This window comes from Uniformispora flossi (assembly GCF_049534875.1).
Classification (GTDB): Bacteria; Actinomycetota; Actinomycetes; order Streptomycetales; family Streptomycetaceae; genus Yinghuangia; species Yinghuangia aomiensis.
In genome coordinates, this window is the sequence record NZ_JBMULZ010000005.1 from 216203 (window position 1) to 231821 (window position 15619).

Genomic DNA, 15619 nt, shown 5'->3' on the forward strand with positions numbered 1-15619 from the left:
CGAGGCAGCACGGTGAACGAGCAGACGACCCACCCGACGGTGGCCGCGGTGACGGAGCGCATAGCCCGCCGCAGCGCCCCCGCGCGGTCGGCGTACCTGGATCGGGTCCGTGCCGCCGCGTCCGAGCGCCCGGTGCGCACCCAGCTCGGCTGCGCGAACTTCGCGCACGGCTTCGCGGCCTGCGGCGTCGAGGACAAGCTCGCGCTGCGCGGCACCGGTCCGCAGGGCCCCGTCAAGCCGAACATCGCGATCGTCTCCGCGTACAACGACATGCTTTCCGCGCACCAGCCGCTGCGGGACTACCCCGAGCAGCTCAAGACCGCGGTCGCCGCGGCCGGCGGTGTCGCGCAGTTCGCGGGCGGCGTGCCCGCGATGTGCGACGGCATCACGCAGGGCCGCGCGGGCATGGAGCTTTCCCTCTTCTCCCGCGACGTGGTCGCCATGGCGGCGGCCGTCGCGCTCGCGCACGACATGTTCGACGGCGCGCTGATGCTCGGCGTGTGCGACAAGATCGTGCCCGGCCTGGTGATCGGCGCCCTGTCCTTCGGCAACCTGCCGACGGTGTTCGTGCCCGCCGGCCCGATGTCCTCCGGCCTCCCCAACAAGGAGAAGGCACGGGTCCGCCAGCGCTTCGCCGAGGGCAAGGCCACCCGCGAGGAACTCCTGGACGCGGAAGCCAAGGCGTACCACGGCATCGGCACGTGCACCTTCTACGGCACCGCCAACACCAACCAACTCCTCATGGAGGTCCTCGGCCTCCACCTGCCCGGCGCCAGCTTCGTCCACCCGGACCAGCCGCTGCGCGCCGCGCTGACCGACGCCGCGGGTGCGCGCGTCGCCGCGACGACCGCGCTCGGCGACCCGGACACGCTGGTCCGCGCGTACACACCGATCGCCGACATCGTCGACGAGAAGGCGATCGTCAACGCCGTCGTCGCCCTGCTCGCCACCGGCGGGTCGACCAACCTGACGCTCCACCTGGTCGCCATCGCGGCCGCCGCGGGCATCACGCTGACCTGGGACGACTTCGCCGAGCTGTCCACCGTCGTGCCGCTGCTGGCGCGGATGTACCCGAACGGGCCCGCGGACATCAACCACTTCCACGCCGCGGGCGGCACCGCGTTCCTGGTCGGGACGCTGCTCGACGGCGGGCTGCTGCACCCCGACGTGCAGACGGTCGCCGGTCCCGGCCTCGACCGGTACCGGCAGGAGCCGTACCTCGACGAGGGTCGGCTGGCCTGGCGCGACGGCCCGGCGAAGAGCCTGGACACCGAGGTGCTGCGGCCGCACGACGACCCGTTCGCGCCCGACGGCGGCCTGCGGATGCTGCACGGCAACCTCGGCCGCGCGGTGATCAAGGTCTCCGCGGTCTCCCCCGACCACCACACCGTCACCGCGCCCGCCCGGGTGTTCGACGGCCAGGCCGAGTTCACCGCCGCGTTCGAAGCCGGCGAACTCGACCACGATGTGGTCGCGGTGCTCCGCTACCAGGGCCCGCGGGCCAACGGCATGCCGGAACTCCACAAGCTGATCCCGGCGCTCGGCGTCCTGCAGGACCGCGGGCACGCGGTCGCGCTGGTCACCGACGGGCGCCTGTCCGGCGCGTCCGGCAAGATCCCGGCCGCGATCCACTGCACCCCCGAAGCAGCCGCCGGCGGACCGCTCGCCAAGGTGCGCGACGGCGACGTCGTCACCGTGGACGCGGTCACCGGCACCCTCGTGATCGCCGTCGACGACGCCGAGTTCGCGGCCCGCCCGGCCACCGGCGCGGCCCCGACCGACACCCAGTGGGTCGGCACCGGCCGCGAACTGTTCGCCGCGCTCCGCGGCAGCGTCGGCCCGGCCGACCTGGGTGCGGCCACCGTCGGCACCCCTCTCGACCACGTTCGCGACCAGGCTGCGGAGGTGGCGCCGTGACGTACGAAGTCCCGCTGCCCACCGAGTCCCGCCCCTGGCTGGTCGCCGACATCGGCGGCACCAACGCCCGCTTCGGCCTGGTCACCGCCCCCGGCGCGGCCGCCGAACGCGTGCTCGTGCTGCGCGCCGCCGAACACCCCGACCTCGAAGCCGCCGTCGAGCAGTACCTCACCGCCGTCGGCGCGGGCCGCCCCGGCGCCGTGTGCGCGGCCGTCGCGGGCCCGGTGACCGGCGACCGCTTCCGCTTCACCAACGGCACGTGGGCGCTGTCGATCTCCGACACCCGCCGCCGCCTCGGCGTCGACGCGCTGCACCTGATCAACGACTTCGAAGCACTCGCGCTGTCGCTCCCGCACCTCGGCGACGACGACCTCGTGGTGATCGGCGACCGCCGCCCCGACACGTCCCTGCCGATGGCCGTCCTCGGCCCCGGCACCGGCCTCGGCGTCGCGGGCCTGGTCCCGGTCCCCGGCGGCGGCTACGTGCCGCTGCCCGGCGAAGGCGGCCACATGCTGCTGCGCCCGGGCCACGGCGTCGACGCGGAAGCGATCGAGGTCCTGCTCGGCGAGCGCGGCGGCTTCGGCATGGTGACCGCGGAGCACGTGCTGTCCGGCCCGGGCCTGACCCGGCTGTACCGCCACGTCGCCACGTCGCACGACGCCACCCCCGAAGCGCTGTCCCCCGCGGACATCTCCGGGCGCGCGCTGGCGGGCACCGACCCGCTGTGCACCGAGACCATCGAACTGTTCTGCCGGCTGCTCGGCACCTTCGCGGGCAGCGTCGCGCTCACGCTCGGCGCTCGCGGCGGGGTGTTCCTGGCCGGCGGCGTCCTGCCGCGCATCGCGGAACTGCTGCTGGACAGCGAGTTCCGGGCGGGCTTCGAGACCAACCCGACCATGGCCGCGTACCTGCACCGCATTTCCACGGTGCTGGTGACCGCGCCGTACCCCGCCCTGGTGGGCGCGGCGGCGTGGCTCGAGACGCACAGCGGCGCGCAGGCACGAGAGGCGGTCGGCGTATGAGCTTGCCCTTGTCCCCCTTGGACCTGGCACCCGTGGTGCCGGTCGTCATCGTCGACGACGTGGAAGCGGCGGTGCCGCTGGCCCGCGCCCTCGTCGCGGGCGGCCTCCCGGCCGTCGAGGTGACGCTGCGCACCGAGGCCGCGCTGGGCGCGATCGAGCGGATCGCGGCCGAGGTGGAAGGCGCCTACGTCGGCGCCGGCACCGTGCTGACCCCGGACCAGGCGAAGGCCGCGGCGGACGCCGGCGCGAATTTCCTGGTGACCCCCGGCTGCACCGACGCGTTGTACAGCGCGCTGGCGGACACCGGGCTGCCGTTCCTGCCCGGCACCTCGACGGTGTCGGAGGTGCTGCGGCTGCGCGAACACGGCGTCCGCGAGATGAAGTTCTTCCCGGCGGAGGCCTCGGGCGGGGCCCCCTACCTGAAGGCGCTGGCGTCGCCGGTGCCCGACGTGCGGTTCTGCCCGACCGGCGGGATCACGCCGGACAGCGCCCCGGCCTACCTCGCCCTGCCGAACGTGGCATGCGTGGGCGGCTCGTGGATGCTCCCGGCGTCCGCAGTCGCAGCCGGCGACTGGGCCCGGATCGAAGCGCTCGCCCGGACCGCGTCCCGGCTGCGCGACAAGACGGCGGGAGGAACTCCCGCCTGACACAAAAACGTCCCCTGGCGCGCTCTGCCCTGAGGTGCGCCAGGGGTACGGACCGCGGAACGAGTCGTATGAGGGTTCGACTCCCCTTGGTAGGCCGTATGAGGGTTCGGCCTACCTGACACCGCGATCGGCCCGCTCTTCGGCGAGGAGAGCGGGCCTCTCCGTTTTCCCGTGCCGTTTCCCCCCGGCCGTTGCCCGCCGGCTTCCGGCGGCTCTCTCCTACCCCGGCGGCCGTACCGCCCCCGCGCAGATGGCCGTCACGTGGGCTTCGAACTCCGTGCGGGTCAGTTCTCCCGTGCGGACGATCGCGTCCGGGCGGGGTTTGGTGTCGCCGCGGGCGGCTCGGTGGGCGCAGAGGAGGCCGGTCATCTGGACGGCGAGGAAGGCGCGCTCCTGCAGGGCGGCCGGGTCGGCCGGGGTGAGGGCGTGGATGGCCGCGGCGACGACGTCCTGGACGTCGTCGCCGCCGAGTTCGCGGGCCACCGGGGAGGTGGGGTCGCCCATCAGGCGGACGGAGATCTGCAGGTAGGCGCGGTCGGTCGGGGAGCCGTAGAGGAGTCCGGTGACCGGGAGGGCGAGCGCGCGGCCGTAGCCGGCGGGGTCGCCGGGCGTCTCGAGGGCTTCCGCGAGCAGTGCCCGGCGGCGGGTGGCGACGGCGGGGACGTGGCGGTCGAGGATCGCGCGCAGCAGGCCGTCGCGGCCGCCGAAGTGGTAGTGGACGGCGCCGGTGTTGCGCTGGCCGGCGGCGCGGGTGATCTCGCCGAGGGGCACGTCGAGGCCCTGTTCGGCGAACAGCCGCTCGGCGGCGTCGACGAGCAACCGACGCGTCGGTCCGGAATCTCGCGGCATGTGCGGAGGATAGCGACCTTCGATCCCGTCATTTCCCGATCCCCCGTTCCTCTTGACCTCCGCGCCCCGCCGTATTAAACACCTTCTTTAAAACAAGGGAGGTCCGGGATGGCCAGCAACGGCAACGGCAACGGCTACGACATCGTCATCACCAACGGGACCGTCGTCGACGGCTCCGGCAACCCGCGGATCCGAGCCGACATCGCGATCCGCGGCGACCGCATCGAGCGGATCGGGCGGCTGTCCGCGGCGGAGATCAACGGCGCGGGGCGCGTCGTCGACGCGACCGGCCTCGTCGTCGCGCCCGGGTTCATCGACCTGCACACGCACTACGACGCCCAGGTCTTCTGGGACCCGTACGTCACCACCTCCGGCTGGCACGGCGTCACCTCCGTGGTCACCGGCAACTGCGGCTTCGGCTTCGCCCCGGTGCGCCCCGACGAGCGCGAGCGCGCGATGCTGTCGATGACCGCCGTCGAGGACATCCCGACCGAGACGCTCCGCCAGGGCCTGCCCTGGGACTGGGTGTCGTTCCCCGAGTACCTCGACAGCCTTGAGCGCACCCCCAAGGCGGTCAACGTCCTCCCGTACGTGCCCGTCAACCCGCTCCTCGTCTGGGTCCTCGGCCTCGACCGCGCCAAGGCCGGCGACAAGCCGACCGCCGAGGAGAACGCCGAGATCGCGCGCATCCTCACCGAAGCCCTCGAGGCCGGCGCCGGCGGCTGGTCCGCGCAGTGCCTCGGCCGCCCCGGCCACCCCGAAGACCGGCTCATGCAGGGCGACTTCGACGGCACTCCGATGCCGACCGACGTCATGTGGCCGGAGACCCGCCTGGCGCTCGCCGAGGCGCTGGCCGAACTCGGCCGCGGATTCATGCAGTTGTCGGGCACCTCGATCACCGAGGAGGAGTTCGAGCACCTCGTCGAGATCAGCGGACGCCCGCTCATCTGGAACGCCGTCATCGCCAACACCCGCAGCGGCGGCCTCTACAAGCGCAAGATCGAATGGCTCAAGCGCTGCCAGGAGAAGGGCCTGCCGATCTACGGCCAGGCCATGACCACCGACGTGCCCGTGCCGTTCAGCTGGCTGTACGGCGGGCTCAGCGTCCGCCCGCCGGTCGCGACCGTCTTCGAGGCGGAGACCGTCGAGGCGAAGATCGCGCTCCTCCAAGACCCGCAGATCCGCGCCGAACTGCGCGAGTTCGACCCGATGGTCTACCACGCGTACCCGGACATGAAGCTGCACAAGACCTTCACCGACGAGTACAAGCGCTTCGAAGGACGCAGTTTCCGCGAGATCGGCGAGGAACTCGGCCGCCACCCCGTCGACGTCCTGTGCGACGTCACGATCGCCGACGCCCTGCGCACCGAGGTGCACACCGGGCAGTTCAACGCCTCCCTCGAAGGCCTCAAGGAACTCGTCGACTACGAGTACCTCATCCCCGGCCTGTCCGACGGCGGCGCGCACCTCAAGACGCTGAGCGCGGGCATGTACGGCACCGAGTACATCGTCGAGTACGTCCGCAAGCACGCCTGGACGTCCCTTGAACGCGCCCACTGGCGCCTCTCCGCGCTCCCCGCGCACTGCGCCGGCTTCACCGACCGCGGCATCCTGCGCGAAGGCGCCGCCGCGGACATCATCGTGTACGACTACGATGCCCTCGCCTACGGCGACCCGCAGTTCGCCCACGACCTGCCCGCCGAGCAGCTGCGCACCGTTATCGGCGCGTCGGGGTACCGCTACATCCTGGTCAACGGCCAGGTGACGGTGGAGGACGACAAGGAGGTCGGCACCCACTCCGGCCGCCTGCTGCGGCACGGGCGCGCGTAGGCGCAAACGGCGCGGCCATCGGGCCGCACGGCGATCGGGCCGGCACCGCACCACGCGGTGCCGGCCCGACACGATTTCCCTCGTCCCCTTGCGCCACAAAGCTAATTGTATTAGCTTTGTGGCTAACAGAGAGAGCTCGCCGGGCGGGACCCCGACCCCAGACCGCACGACCGAAGGAGCCGACCGCCATGACCGCCACCCCGGCCACCCCCGCCACCCGCCACCTCGACCTCCCCGGCGGCCGGATCGCGTACGACGACACCGAAGGCACCGGCCCCCTCGTCCTGTGCCTCCCCGGCCTCGGCGACACCCGCGGCGTCTTCCGGCACGCCGCCCCGCTGCTCGTCGCGGCCGGCTACCGCGTCGTCACCGCCGACCTGCGCGGCGCCGGCGAATCGTCCGCCGACTGGGCCTCGTACAACCCGGAGGACTCCGCCGAGGACGCCATCGCCCTGCTCCGGCACCTCGGCGCCGGACCGGCGATCGTCGTCGGCACCTCCTTCACCGGCGCGAGCGTGCTGTGGATCGCCGCGGAGGCGCCGGAGCTGGTCGCGGGGATCGTGCTGTCCGGCCCGTTCATCCGCGACATCCCCAAGAACGCCGTGATCAAGGCCGCCGAATGGCTGGTCGGCCGCACGCCCGCACTGTGGCTCACGTACTGGAAGACCCTGTTCCCCACCCGCAAGCCGGCCGACCACGCCGCCTACGCCGCGCGCCTCAAGACCAGTCTCAAGCAGCCCGGCCACGTCGCCGCCCTGCGCGCGATGCTCGCGTCCTCCCGCGCCGCGTGCGAGAGCCGCGCCGCCGAACTGACCCGGCCCGCGCTGGTCGTCATGGGCACCAAGGACTCCGACTTCAAGGACCCGGCCGCCGAGGCCCGCCTGGTCGCCGAGCGCACGCACGGCACCGTCGTGATGGTCGACGGCTCCGGCCACTACCCGCAGGCCGAGTTCCCCGACGCGTGGGTCGCCGCGGTCGCCGAGTTCGCCGCGAAGACCGCCGCCTGATGGCCCGCGCCGGACTCACCCCGCAGGCCGTCGTCGACCTCGCCGTCGCGATCGTCGACGACGAAGGACCCGACGCGCTGACCCTCGCCAAGGTCGCCCAGCGCGCCGGCGTCGCCACCCCGTCCCTCTACAAGCACGTCGACGGACTCCCGGCACTGCGCCGCGCCGTCGAGACCCGCGCCACCGAAGACCTCGCCCGCGTACTGAACGCCGCCGCGCTCGGCGTCTCCGGCGACGCCGCGGTGCGGTCGCTGCTCACCGCGTACCGCGACCACGTCCGCACCCACCCGCACCGCGCGGCGATGCTCGCCGGCGCGCCGGCCCCGGACGACCCGGCGGCGCAGGCCGCCGCCGCGTCGTCGGTCGCGTCGCTGGACGCCGTGGTCCGCGAGTACGGCGCGTCCGCGGCCGACCGGATCCACCTCATCCGCACGCTGCGCGCGGCCGTGCACGGGTTCGCGGTCCTGGAGGCACAGGGCGGTTTCGGCCTCCCGCAGGACATCGACACGAGCTTCGCCACGCTGCTGAACGTCCTCGTCGCGGGCCTGGCACCGCACCGCCGCACCGCGTGACCGCGCTTCACGGCCGTCCCGCGGTCGTCCCGCGGCCCTGTCCCGGGGCCGTGTCCCGGGCCGATTTCGCGCCATCCAACCATGTATTTCGGCCGAACCCCGTGCGGCTTTCCCGCGACGGGGAACAGATCCGGGTCAGGTTGTGCTGAAGCGTTAAGGGAGTGAGTACGCCGCAGCTCGCGCGGTACGCCGATGGGAGGTCCCGGTGGTCCACGACATCATCGGCGCATTGCCCACACCCGTGATGCTGGTGCTGGTGGGTCTGGCAGTGGTCACCGAGTCGGCACTGCTGATCGGTCTCGTGCTGCCGGGGTCGACGATGCTCTTGGCGCTGGGCCTGGCCACCCGCCTTGGCGACGTCCCGCTGTCCGCGGCGATTCCCGTCGCCGTGGCCGCCGCGATCACCGGCGGACAAATCGCCTATCTGCGCGGGCGCCGCCCCTCCACGCGCCGCGTGGTGGCCGGAAAACGCGCCGGGCAGGGCGGCAAGCTGCGGACCACCATCGAACGCGCCGAGGACCTCGTGTCCCGGCACGGCGCCTTGGCCCTCGCCACCAGCCAGTGGATTTCCGGACTGCGCACCTTCGCGCCCCGGCTCGCCGGGCGCGCCCGGGTGCCGTACCGGGTCTTCGGGGCGACCCAGATACCCGTCGCGGCGGTCTGGGCCGCGGCGTTCGTCTCCCTCGGCCACTTCGCCGGGCTCGCCGCGCAGCAGCAGGTCGGCACCGCGGCGACCGTCGCGGGCATCGTCCTGGTCGGCATCGCGCTCATCGTCTACGGGGTGCGCCGCCACTCGACGGGCAAGTCGACCGGGGGGCGCGATCCCGCCCCCCAGGAGCCCGAATTGGCGCCGGTGGAGCCCGTCCCGGCCAACCCGACCGCGGCGCCGTGGATGTGCTTCCCCTGGTAACCCGTACGTGGGCGAACTACCGTACGGCGTAACGCCCATGGACGCGCCGCCCGGATGCGGCGCGCGGAGGGAGCCGCGGTGTCCAAGAAAACCCGCAAGCGCAAGACCCGCCGCAAGAACCGCGCCAACCACGGAAAACGCCCGGCCTGAGTCGTCGGTCGGCGGCACCGTGCACGCCGCCCGCACCGCGTTGTCGCTGCGGTGCGGGCGGCGCGTGTGCGGACGGAGTGCTCTCCCGCGTACCGCAGGGCCGGTGCGCGGAAGCCGGACGGGCCGCGGTCAGCACCGGGGCGCGATCCGGGCCACCGTGACGTGCGTGTTGATGGCGACATCGGGCGCGTACCCGGTGGCGCCGTCGACGGTGATGCGGTCCCACACGGTGCTGGTGCCGCCCCAACCGCCGGCGGCGGGTCCGTCGGTGTGGCAGACGATCGTGACCTGGCGGTTGTACGGCAGGTCGACGACCTTGGCCGCGTCGGACCGCGGTTCGGCACGCAGCGCGACGCCGGCCGCTTCGGCGACGACGGCCTCGCGGTTCGGCGGTTCGGTGTGCGAGGACCCGCCGCCGCGCACGGCGCCGAGCAGGACGAGGACGGCGACGGCGCCGACCGCACCGGGGACCGTCCAGGTGTACCCGTTGCGGATGACGACGACATCGGAATCGGAAGGGACGCGGAGCGTCCGAGAACCCAGCATCGGAATGACTCCCAAGGGCCGAACGGCGCGCCGGAGCGCACCGGCGAGAAGACACGGCCCGCGGCGAACCGTCCCGCCCCGGGGGCGTGTTCGCCCACGGCCGCGGCATCCGGTTCGATGCGGACCCTTATCACCGTGCGCAGGCTTCGCTAACCTGGGAGTCTGTCTCGGATCCCCGGGCAGCGAAGGCTGCTTCCGGTGGTTCGGCGGCTGGGGCGGACGCCGAGGGCTAGTCGGCGAGCCGCCCCTTGCCGTGCGGATGGACGCCCGAAGGGGGAGGCGTTGATCCCATTTGCGCGCTTACGTGAGCGGTGTCCGGCGCGGGAACCCTTCCGCCGGAAACCGAGCGGCCATGCGCCGCTCCCCGCCGCTTCGCGGGGCCCGTCAGTGACTGCGGAAATCCTCCTGTGTACAGCGGCAGCTGCCGTCTGACGTCCATGGACGAAGGAGTGAACGTGGCCGATTCCGCCACCGGCACACAGACCTGGCGCCGGAGTTCGCACAGCGCCGGCGGCACGAACTGCCTGGAAGTACGCCGAGACAACGGCATTCTCGTGCGCGACTCCCAGGGCCTCGAGAAAGGGGTACTGGCCTTCCCGGCGACGGCCTGGCAGGGGCTGCTGCTCGGCGTCTAGAGCACTGACAAGGCAGGGGGTGCGCTCGGGCCCCGCGGCGGCCCGGGCGCGCGGACACGCGGGAACCGTCCCGCCGAAAACCGGGCTGTCGTGCGCTGCTCCCCCTCGTTTCGTGGGGAAACCGTCGACGTTTGGGGGAATCCTCCTGTCTACAGCGGTAGTTGCCGTCTTCCGTTGCGGAAACCGTGCCAAGGGCGTCACGAACCCCGCTACGGCCGACCTCTGATGTCCATGGGCAAGGGAGAGAGCGTGGCCGAGTTCGTTACCACCAAGAAGAGCTGGTACCGCAGTTCGTACAGCGGCAGCAAGACCGAGTGCCTGGAAGCGCGCTGCGACAACGGCGTCCTCGTGCGCGACTCCCGGCAGCCCGACAGGGGCGTACTGGCGTTCTCCGCGCCCGCGTGGAAGGAAATGCTGGCCGCGGTCGACCGCGACTGACGAGGCGGGGGCGTGCGCTTTCGGCTTGGACTCTGTCGAGCGCATGTCCCTCACCTCCCGGCCGTTCGCCCTACGTACATCTGCCATGTGGCATATGGACTTAGTTCAATTGGACCGTACGTCAGACCTGCTGACAAGAGGGCGGGGTGGGTCTATCCGATTCGAGGGGTTTCCCTTGCCCCGCAACGGGATCCGACCGCGAGGCAGGCGCGGGGGAGGGTGGCTCAGCCGAGACGGGCGAGCGCGTCACCGATGATCTTCGTCGCGTCCTCGGCCGAGAACTTCGCGTCGAGGTCGGTGTACGTGTCCAGGTAGGCCACCGGCCGCTCGTCGGCCACGTCGGTGGTGATCATGTCGCTGGAGTCGTTGTCGAGATACAGGACCAGGGGCGCGTCGTCCGGGAATTGGAACAGCGAATAGCCGACCCGGTGGAGCCGGTAGAGGCCTTCGCTGTACGGCACCACCTTGAAGCTCACGTTGGGCAGTTCGGCGACCTCCCGCAGGCGCTGCAACTGCTGACGCATCACGTCCGGCCCGCCGACGACCCGGCGGATCACCGACTCGTCGACGAGGAAGCGCGTGTCGACCGAAGTCGCCTGCCGCCACATCTCCTGCCGCTTCATCCGCAGTTCCACGAGGCGCCGGGCGAGCTGGTCCGGCATGCCCGCGGCCTCCATGACCTGCCATGCGTACTCTTCGGTCTGCAGGAGACCCGGCACCACGACGCTGGAGAAGCAACGCACCACGGACGCGACCGACTCGAAGGCGATGAACTCCGCGTAGCTCTTCGAGATCACATCCCGGTACGGCTCCCACCACGCCGACTTCCGGGAGTCGCGGGCCAGGGCCAGGAGTTCGTTGCGGACGTCGTCCGGAAGGCCGTAGTAGCCGGTCAGCACGCGGAGGTCGTTGACCGAGATACGGATGCGCCCGGTCTCGATGCGGATCAGCTTCGAGAGCGACCACTCCATCGCGTCGGCGACCTGCTGCTGGGTGTCCCCCTTCACCTCGCGCAGCCGTCGCAGCTCCAGGTGCAAGCGACGCCAGGCCACGAGCGGGTCGAGGTACTCCGGCATCAAAGGTCACCAGCCTTGTCGGGAGTGCTCCGCATGCGCGGGCACGACGTTGCACACGGCGAAATGCCGTATGTCACTCCGCCACTCGTCAGCCTAGTACGAGGAAAGGTCACGGGAGCAGGTTTGCCGTAGCCCGCGCGAGTGAATCACCTGGTGATGGTCTCAATCGCGCAACAGGGCCCGGGGGCCTGCCTCAGCCGTACATCCGGCGCATGGCGAAGTTGATCATCTGTTCGATGGCCTTGGCGTCGAACATGACGCGGTGCTCGCCGTCGAGGTCGAGGACGAAGCCGTAGCCGTTGGGAAGCAGGTCGAGGACCTCGGCGCCCGTCACGGTGAAGTGGCGGGACTCGTCGCCGGCGTAGCGCTTCAGTTCCTTGAGGGAGGAGAACATCGGGATGACCGGCTCGGGGGTGTTGTGCAAGGCGAGGAAGCCCGGGCGTTCGCCGCGGGGGCAGAACACCTTGGAAGCTATGAAGATGGACTGGAAGTCCTCGCCGCTCATCATCCCGGTGGCGAACGCCCGCACGGCGTCGCTCAGGTTGGGGCCCTCCGCCCGCACCTGGGGTTCCTCGGTCGCGTAGCCGTACACGGGAAACGAGGTTACCGCCTCCCGGGCGGGGGTTGCGGCGTGTCGGGGATTGCCAAAGTTACCGACGGGTAGGATTATGGGGTTACCAGTCAGTACGCGGCACTCGGAAACGGACAGGCGGAGCCACACCATGGGTCACTACAAGTCGAATCTCCGCGACCTCGAGTTCAACCTCTTCGAGGTCTTCGGCCGCGAGCAGGTCTACGGAAGTGGCCCGTTCGCCGAGATGGACGCCGACACCGCGCGGTCGATCCTGGCCGAGGTCGAGCGGCTGGCCGTGAACGAACTCGCCGACTCCTTCGCCGACGCCGACCGCAACCCCCCGGTGTTCGACCCCGCGACGAACAGCGCCTCGCTGCCCGAGTCGTTCAAGAAGAGCTACAAGGCCTACATGGACTCCGAGTGGTGGCGCCTCGCGCTCCCGGAGGACATGGGCGGCACCGCCTGCCCGCTGTCGCTGCGCTGGTCGGTCGCCGAGCTGGTACTGGGCGCCAACCCCGCGCTGTGGATGTACGCGGCCGGTCCGGACTTCGCGCACGTCGTGCACGCCCTCGGCACCGAGGAGCAGAAGAAGATCGCGGCCCACATGGTCGACCGCCAGTGGGGTTCGACGATGGTGCTGACCGAGCCGGACGCCGGCTCCGACGTCGGCGCCGGCCGTACCAAGGCGGTCCGCCAGGAAGACGGCACCTGGCACATCGAGGGCGTGAAGCGCTTCATCACATCCGGCGACCAGGACCTCACCGAGAACATCGTGCACCTGGTGCTGGCCCGCCCCGAAGGCGCCGGCCCCGGCACCAAGGGCCTGTCGCTGTTCATCGTGCCGAAGTTCCACTTCGACCTGGAGACCGGCGAGCCGGGCGAGCGCAACGGCGCCTTCGTCACCAACGTCGAGCACAAGATGGGCCTCAAGGTCTCCACGACCTGCGAGGTCACCTTCGGCGGCAAGGAGGGCGTCCCGGCCGTCGGCCGGCTCGTCGGCGAGGTGCACAACGGCATCGCCCAGATGTTCAAGATCATCGAGTACGCGCGCATGATGGTCGGCACGAAGGCCATCGCCACCCTCTCCACCGGCTACCTCAACGCGCTGGAGTACGCCAAGGAGCGCGTGCAGGGTGCCGACCTCGCGCAGATGACCGACAAGGCCGCGCCGCGCGTCACCATCACGCACCACCCGGACGTGCGCCGCTCGCTGCTCACCCAGAAGGCGTACGCCGAAGGCATGCGCGCCCTGGTCCTCTACACCGCCACGTGGCAGGACCGCGTCGCGCAGGCCGAAGCGGCCGGCACCCGCGACGAACTGGCCGAGCGCGTCAACGACCTGCTGCTGCCGATCGTCAAGGGCTACGGCTCGGAGAAGTCCTACGAGCAGCTCGCCCAGTCGCTGCAGATCTTCGGCGGCTCCGGCTTCCTGCAGGAGTACCCGATCGAGCAGTACATCCGGGACTCCAAGATCGACACCCTCTACGAGGGCACCACGGCGATCCAGGGCCAGGACTACTTCTTCCGCAAGATCGTCCGCGACCAGGGCCAGGCGCTGACCCAGGTGGCCGGCGAGATCCAGGAGTTCATCGGCTCCGACGCGGGCGGCGACGCGCTCGCCGCGGAGAAGGCGCTGCTGGCCCGCGCCGCCGAGGACGTGCAGGGCATGGTCGGCGCGATGATCACCCAGCTCATGGCGTCCGAGCAGGAGATCACGTCGATCTACAAGGTCGGCCAGAACACGACCCGCCTGCTGCTCGCCTCGGGCGACCTGGTCGTGTCGTGGCTGCTGCTGCGCCAGGCCGCCGTCGCACTGGCCAAGGCGGACGGCGCGAACGCCCGCGACAAGGCGTTCTACCAGGGCAAGGTCGCCGCGGCGAAGCACTTCGCGCACAACGTGCTGCCGCTGCTCACGCCGCAGCGGGTGATGGTCGAGCAGACCGACAACGCGCTGATGGAGCTGCCGGAAGCGGCGTTCTGAGCAGCCGCCGTCGCACGTGACGGAAACCGAGGGCCCGGCCGGGAACGGCCGGGCCCTCGGCCGTCCCGCAGCGCCGCGCACCCCGGTCGGAGGCGGCGCGGCGTACGCTCGCAGCAAGCCTGGACACGATCTCCGCGGCCGGTACCGGCCCTGGACGGGAGCACCATGACATCTCCGCTCGGACACCGGTTCGACCGCGCGCACACCGACGACCTGATGGCCTTCGTCGCGGCGAGCCCCTCGCCGTACCACGCGGCCGCGAACGTCGCCGAGCGCCTGGACACCGCCGGGTTCCGGCGCGTCGCCGAGACCGACCGGTGGGAGGGCGGCCCGGGCGGGCGCTACGTGCGCCGCGGCGGCGCGGTCATCGCCTGGTACGTGCCGGAGAACGCCCCGGAAGCCGCCGGGTTCCGCATCGTCGGCGCCCACACCGACTCGCCGAACCTGCGGGTCAAGCCGCGCCCCGACACGGGCCGGTTCGGCTGGCGCCAGGTCGCCGTGGAGCTGTACGGCGGCACGCTCCTCAACACCTGGCTCGACCGCGACCTCGGCCTGTCCGGGCGCCTCGTCCTGCGCGACGGCACCGAGCACCTGGTGTTCGTCGACCGGCCGCTGCTGCGCGTGCCGCAGCTCGCGATCCACCTCGACCGCGCGGTCAACGAGGGCCTGACGCTCGACAAGCAGCAGCACATGACCCCCGTGTGGGGGCTCGGCGACGTCGCGGAAGGCGCGCTGATCGACTTCGTCGCGAAGGAAGCCGGGCTGGTCGCCGGGGACGTCGCCGGGTGGGACCTGATGGTGCACGACGTGCAGCCGCCCGCCTACCTCGGCCGCGACCGCGAACTCCTCGCCTCGCCGCGGCTGGACAACCTGCTGTCCGTACACGCCGGACTGGCCGCGCTGCTCGCCGCGGCGCAGGCACCGGACCTCCGGCACATCCCGATGCTCGCGGCGTTCGACCACGAGGAGATCGGCAGCGCGTCGACGACCGGCGCGGCCGGGCCGCTGCTGGAGAACACGCTGCGCCGGATCGTCGGCGGCGGCGCGTGGGACGAGCAGGCGCGGGCGTTCGCCGACTCGCTGTTCGTGTCCAGCGACGCCGGGCACGCGGTGCACCCGAACTACCCGGAGCGGCACGACCCGGACCACCACCCGGTGCCGAACGGCGGGCCGATCCTCAAGGTCAACGCCAACCAGCGGTACGCGACGGACGCGGGCGGCCGGGCCGCGTGGGCGGCGGCCTGCGCACGGGCGGGCGTGCCGTGGCAGACGTTCGTGAGCCGCAACTCGATCCCGTGCGGGTCGACGATCGGGCCGATCACCGCGACGCGGCTCGGCATCGAAACGGTGGACGTGGGTGTGGCGCAGCTGTCGATGCACTCGGCGCGGGAGCTGTGCGGGGCGTCGGACCCGTACCTGCTGGCGTCGGCGGTGACGGCGCTGCTGGAGAGCTGACGGCGCGCGG

General features: G+C 71.8%; 16 protein-coding genes. 12 read left to right on the forward strand and 4 right to left on the reverse strand.

What is annotated here, in order from left to right; translation table 11 throughout:
* The first annotated feature begins 12 nt into the window (after positions 1-12).
* The 3 genes from edd to eda are packed head-to-tail and all read left to right on the forward strand — an operon-like array spanning position 13 to position 3586.
* Positions 13-1917 carry a phosphogluconate dehydratase gene (gene edd, locus ACPA54_RS13620; protein ID WP_423529344.1) on the forward strand — a complete coding sequence of 635 codons (1905 nt, stop codon included), beginning with the start codon at positions 13-15 and terminating at the stop codon, positions 1915-1917.
* Positions 1914-2939: a glucokinase gene (glk, locus tag ACPA54_RS13625; protein WP_423529346.1), complete on the forward strand. Its 1026-nt coding sequence runs from the start codon at positions 1914-1916 to the stop codon at positions 2937-2939. The genes edd and glk overlap by 4 nt, the downstream gene beginning before the upstream one ends.
* The gene (eda, locus tag ACPA54_RS13630; protein ID WP_423529348.1) at positions 2936-3586 is read left to right on the forward strand and encodes a bifunctional 4-hydroxy-2-oxoglutarate aldolase/2-dehydro-3-deoxy-phosphogluconate aldolase; all 651 of its coding nucleotides are present in this window, start codon (positions 2936-2938) and stop codon (positions 3584-3586) included. The genes glk and eda overlap by 4 nt, the downstream gene beginning before the upstream one ends.
* 219 nt (positions 3587-3805) lie before the next feature.
* Here eda and ACPA54_RS13635 read toward each other — a convergent pair whose 3' ends face one another.
* Positions 3806-4435: a TetR family transcriptional regulator gene (locus tag ACPA54_RS13635; RefSeq protein WP_423529350.1), complete on the reverse strand. Its 630-nt coding sequence runs from the start codon at positions 4433-4435 to the stop codon at positions 3806-3808.
* 108 nt (positions 4436-4543) lie between these two features.
* Between ACPA54_RS13635 and ACPA54_RS13640 the strand changes: the two genes are divergently transcribed.
* The 5 genes from ACPA54_RS13640 to ACPA54_RS13660 all read left to right on the forward strand — a co-directional run bounded on the left by ACPA54_RS13640 (position 4544) and on the right by ACPA54_RS13660 (position 8904).
* Complete coding sequence (locus ACPA54_RS13640; RefSeq protein WP_423529352.1) at positions 4544-6265, forward strand: N-acyl-D-amino-acid deacylase family protein; 1722 nt, start codon at positions 4544-4546, stop codon at positions 6263-6265.
* A gap of 188 nt (positions 6266-6453) precedes the next feature.
* Positions 6454-7272 carry an alpha/beta fold hydrolase gene (locus ACPA54_RS13645; RefSeq protein WP_423529354.1) on the forward strand — a complete coding sequence of 273 codons (819 nt, stop codon included), beginning with the start codon at positions 6454-6456 and terminating at the stop codon, positions 7270-7272.
* Positions 7272-7844 (forward strand): TetR/AcrR family transcriptional regulator, encoded by a 573-nt coding sequence (locus ACPA54_RS13650; protein ID WP_423529356.1) that lies wholly within the window; start codon positions 7272-7274, stop codon positions 7842-7844. The genes ACPA54_RS13645 and ACPA54_RS13650 overlap by 1 nt, the downstream gene beginning before the upstream one ends.
* 205 nt (positions 7845-8049) lie before the next feature.
* Complete coding sequence (locus tag ACPA54_RS13655) at positions 8050-8754, forward strand: DedA family protein (protein ID WP_423529358.1); 705 nt, start codon at positions 8050-8052, stop codon at positions 8752-8754.
* A gap of 78 nt (positions 8755-8832) precedes the next feature.
* On the forward strand, positions 8833-8904 hold the full coding sequence (locus ACPA54_RS13660) for a 50S ribosomal protein bL37 (RefSeq protein WP_372498534.1): 72 nt from the start codon (positions 8833-8835) through the stop codon (positions 8902-8904).
* 129 nt (positions 8905-9033) lie between these two features.
* Here the strand turns inward: ACPA54_RS13660 and ACPA54_RS13665 are convergent, their stop codons facing one another.
* A complete protein-coding gene (locus ACPA54_RS13665) occupies positions 9034-9450 on the reverse strand; it encodes a hypothetical protein (RefSeq protein ID WP_423529360.1) in 417 nt (138 codons plus the stop codon).
* A gap of 455 nt (positions 9451-9905) precedes the next feature.
* On the opposite strand from ACPA54_RS13665, the gene ACPA54_RS13670 reads away from it, so the two are divergent.
* Together ACPA54_RS13670 and ACPA54_RS13675 are read left to right on the forward strand one after the other, a co-directional pair.
* On the forward strand, positions 9906-10085 hold the full coding sequence (locus ACPA54_RS13670) for a DUF397 domain-containing protein (protein ID WP_423529362.1): 180 nt from the start codon (positions 9906-9908) through the stop codon (positions 10083-10085).
* A 249-nt stretch (positions 10086-10334) separates the two neighbouring features.
* Positions 10335-10523 (forward strand): DUF397 domain-containing protein, encoded by a 189-nt coding sequence (locus tag ACPA54_RS13675; RefSeq protein WP_423529364.1) that lies wholly within the window; start codon positions 10335-10337, stop codon positions 10521-10523.
* Between the two features lie 224 nt (positions 10524-10747).
* On the opposite strand, the gene ACPA54_RS13680 is transcribed toward ACPA54_RS13675, so the two are convergent.
* Positions 10748-11599: a helix-turn-helix domain-containing protein gene (locus ACPA54_RS13680; protein WP_423529366.1), complete on the reverse strand. Its 852-nt coding sequence runs from the start codon at positions 11597-11599 to the stop codon at positions 10748-10750.
* 193 nt (positions 11600-11792) lie between these two features.
* Positions 11793-12191, reverse strand: a complete 399-nt coding sequence (locus ACPA54_RS13685; protein WP_345674082.1) for an SseB family protein — start codon at positions 12189-12191, stop codon at positions 11793-11795.
* A 130-nt stretch (positions 12192-12321) separates the two neighbouring features.
* Here ACPA54_RS13685 and ACPA54_RS13690 point away from each other — a divergent pair, with 130 nt between their 5' ends.
* Together ACPA54_RS13690 and ACPA54_RS13695 are read left to right on the forward strand one after the other, a co-directional pair.
* Positions 12322-14154: an acyl-CoA dehydrogenase gene (locus ACPA54_RS13690; RefSeq protein ID WP_423529367.1), complete on the forward strand. Its 1833-nt coding sequence runs from the start codon at positions 12322-12324 to the stop codon at positions 14152-14154.
* Positions 14155-14319: 165 nt separating this feature from the next.
* Complete coding sequence (locus tag ACPA54_RS13695; RefSeq protein WP_423529369.1) at positions 14320-15609, forward strand: M18 family aminopeptidase; 1290 nt, start codon at positions 14320-14322, stop codon at positions 15607-15609.
* The last annotated feature ends 10 nt before the right edge of the window (positions 15610-15619 follow it).

What these genes read in the sequence shown, in the direction of transcription:
- ACPA54_RS13680 (WP_423529366.1), bottom strand. Translation starts at nt 11,599, where the DNA reads ATGCCGGAGTACCTCGACCCGCTCGTGGCCTGGCGTCGCTTGCACCTG.
- ACPA54_RS13690 (WP_423529367.1), top strand. Translation starts at nt 12,322, where the DNA reads ATGGGTCACTACAAGTCGAATCTCCGCGACCTCGAGTTCAACCTCTTC.
- ACPA54_RS13665 (WP_423529360.1), bottom strand. Translation starts at nt 9,450, where the DNA reads ATGCTGGGTTCTCGGACGCTCCGCGTCCCTTCCGATTCCGATGTCGTC.
- ACPA54_RS13635 (WP_423529350.1), bottom strand. Translation starts at nt 4,435, where the DNA reads ATGCCGCGAGATTCCGGACCGACGCGTCGGTTGCTCGTCGACGCCGCC.
- ACPA54_RS13645 (WP_423529354.1), top strand. Translation starts at nt 6,454, where the DNA reads ATGACCGCCACCCCGGCCACCCCCGCCACCCGCCACCTCGACCTCCCC.
- ACPA54_RS13695 (WP_423529369.1), top strand. Translation starts at nt 14,320, where the DNA reads ATGACATCTCCGCTCGGACACCGGTTCGACCGCGCGCACACCGACGAC.
- eda (WP_423529348.1), top strand. Translation starts at nt 2,936, where the DNA reads ATGAGCTTGCCCTTGTCCCCCTTGGACCTGGCACCCGTGGTGCCGGTC.
- ACPA54_RS13650 (WP_423529356.1), top strand. Translation starts at nt 7,272, where the DNA reads ATGGCCCGCGCCGGACTCACCCCGCAGGCCGTCGTCGACCTCGCCGTC.
- ACPA54_RS13640 (WP_423529352.1), top strand. Translation starts at nt 4,544, where the DNA reads ATGGCCAGCAACGGCAACGGCAACGGCTACGACATCGTCATCACCAAC.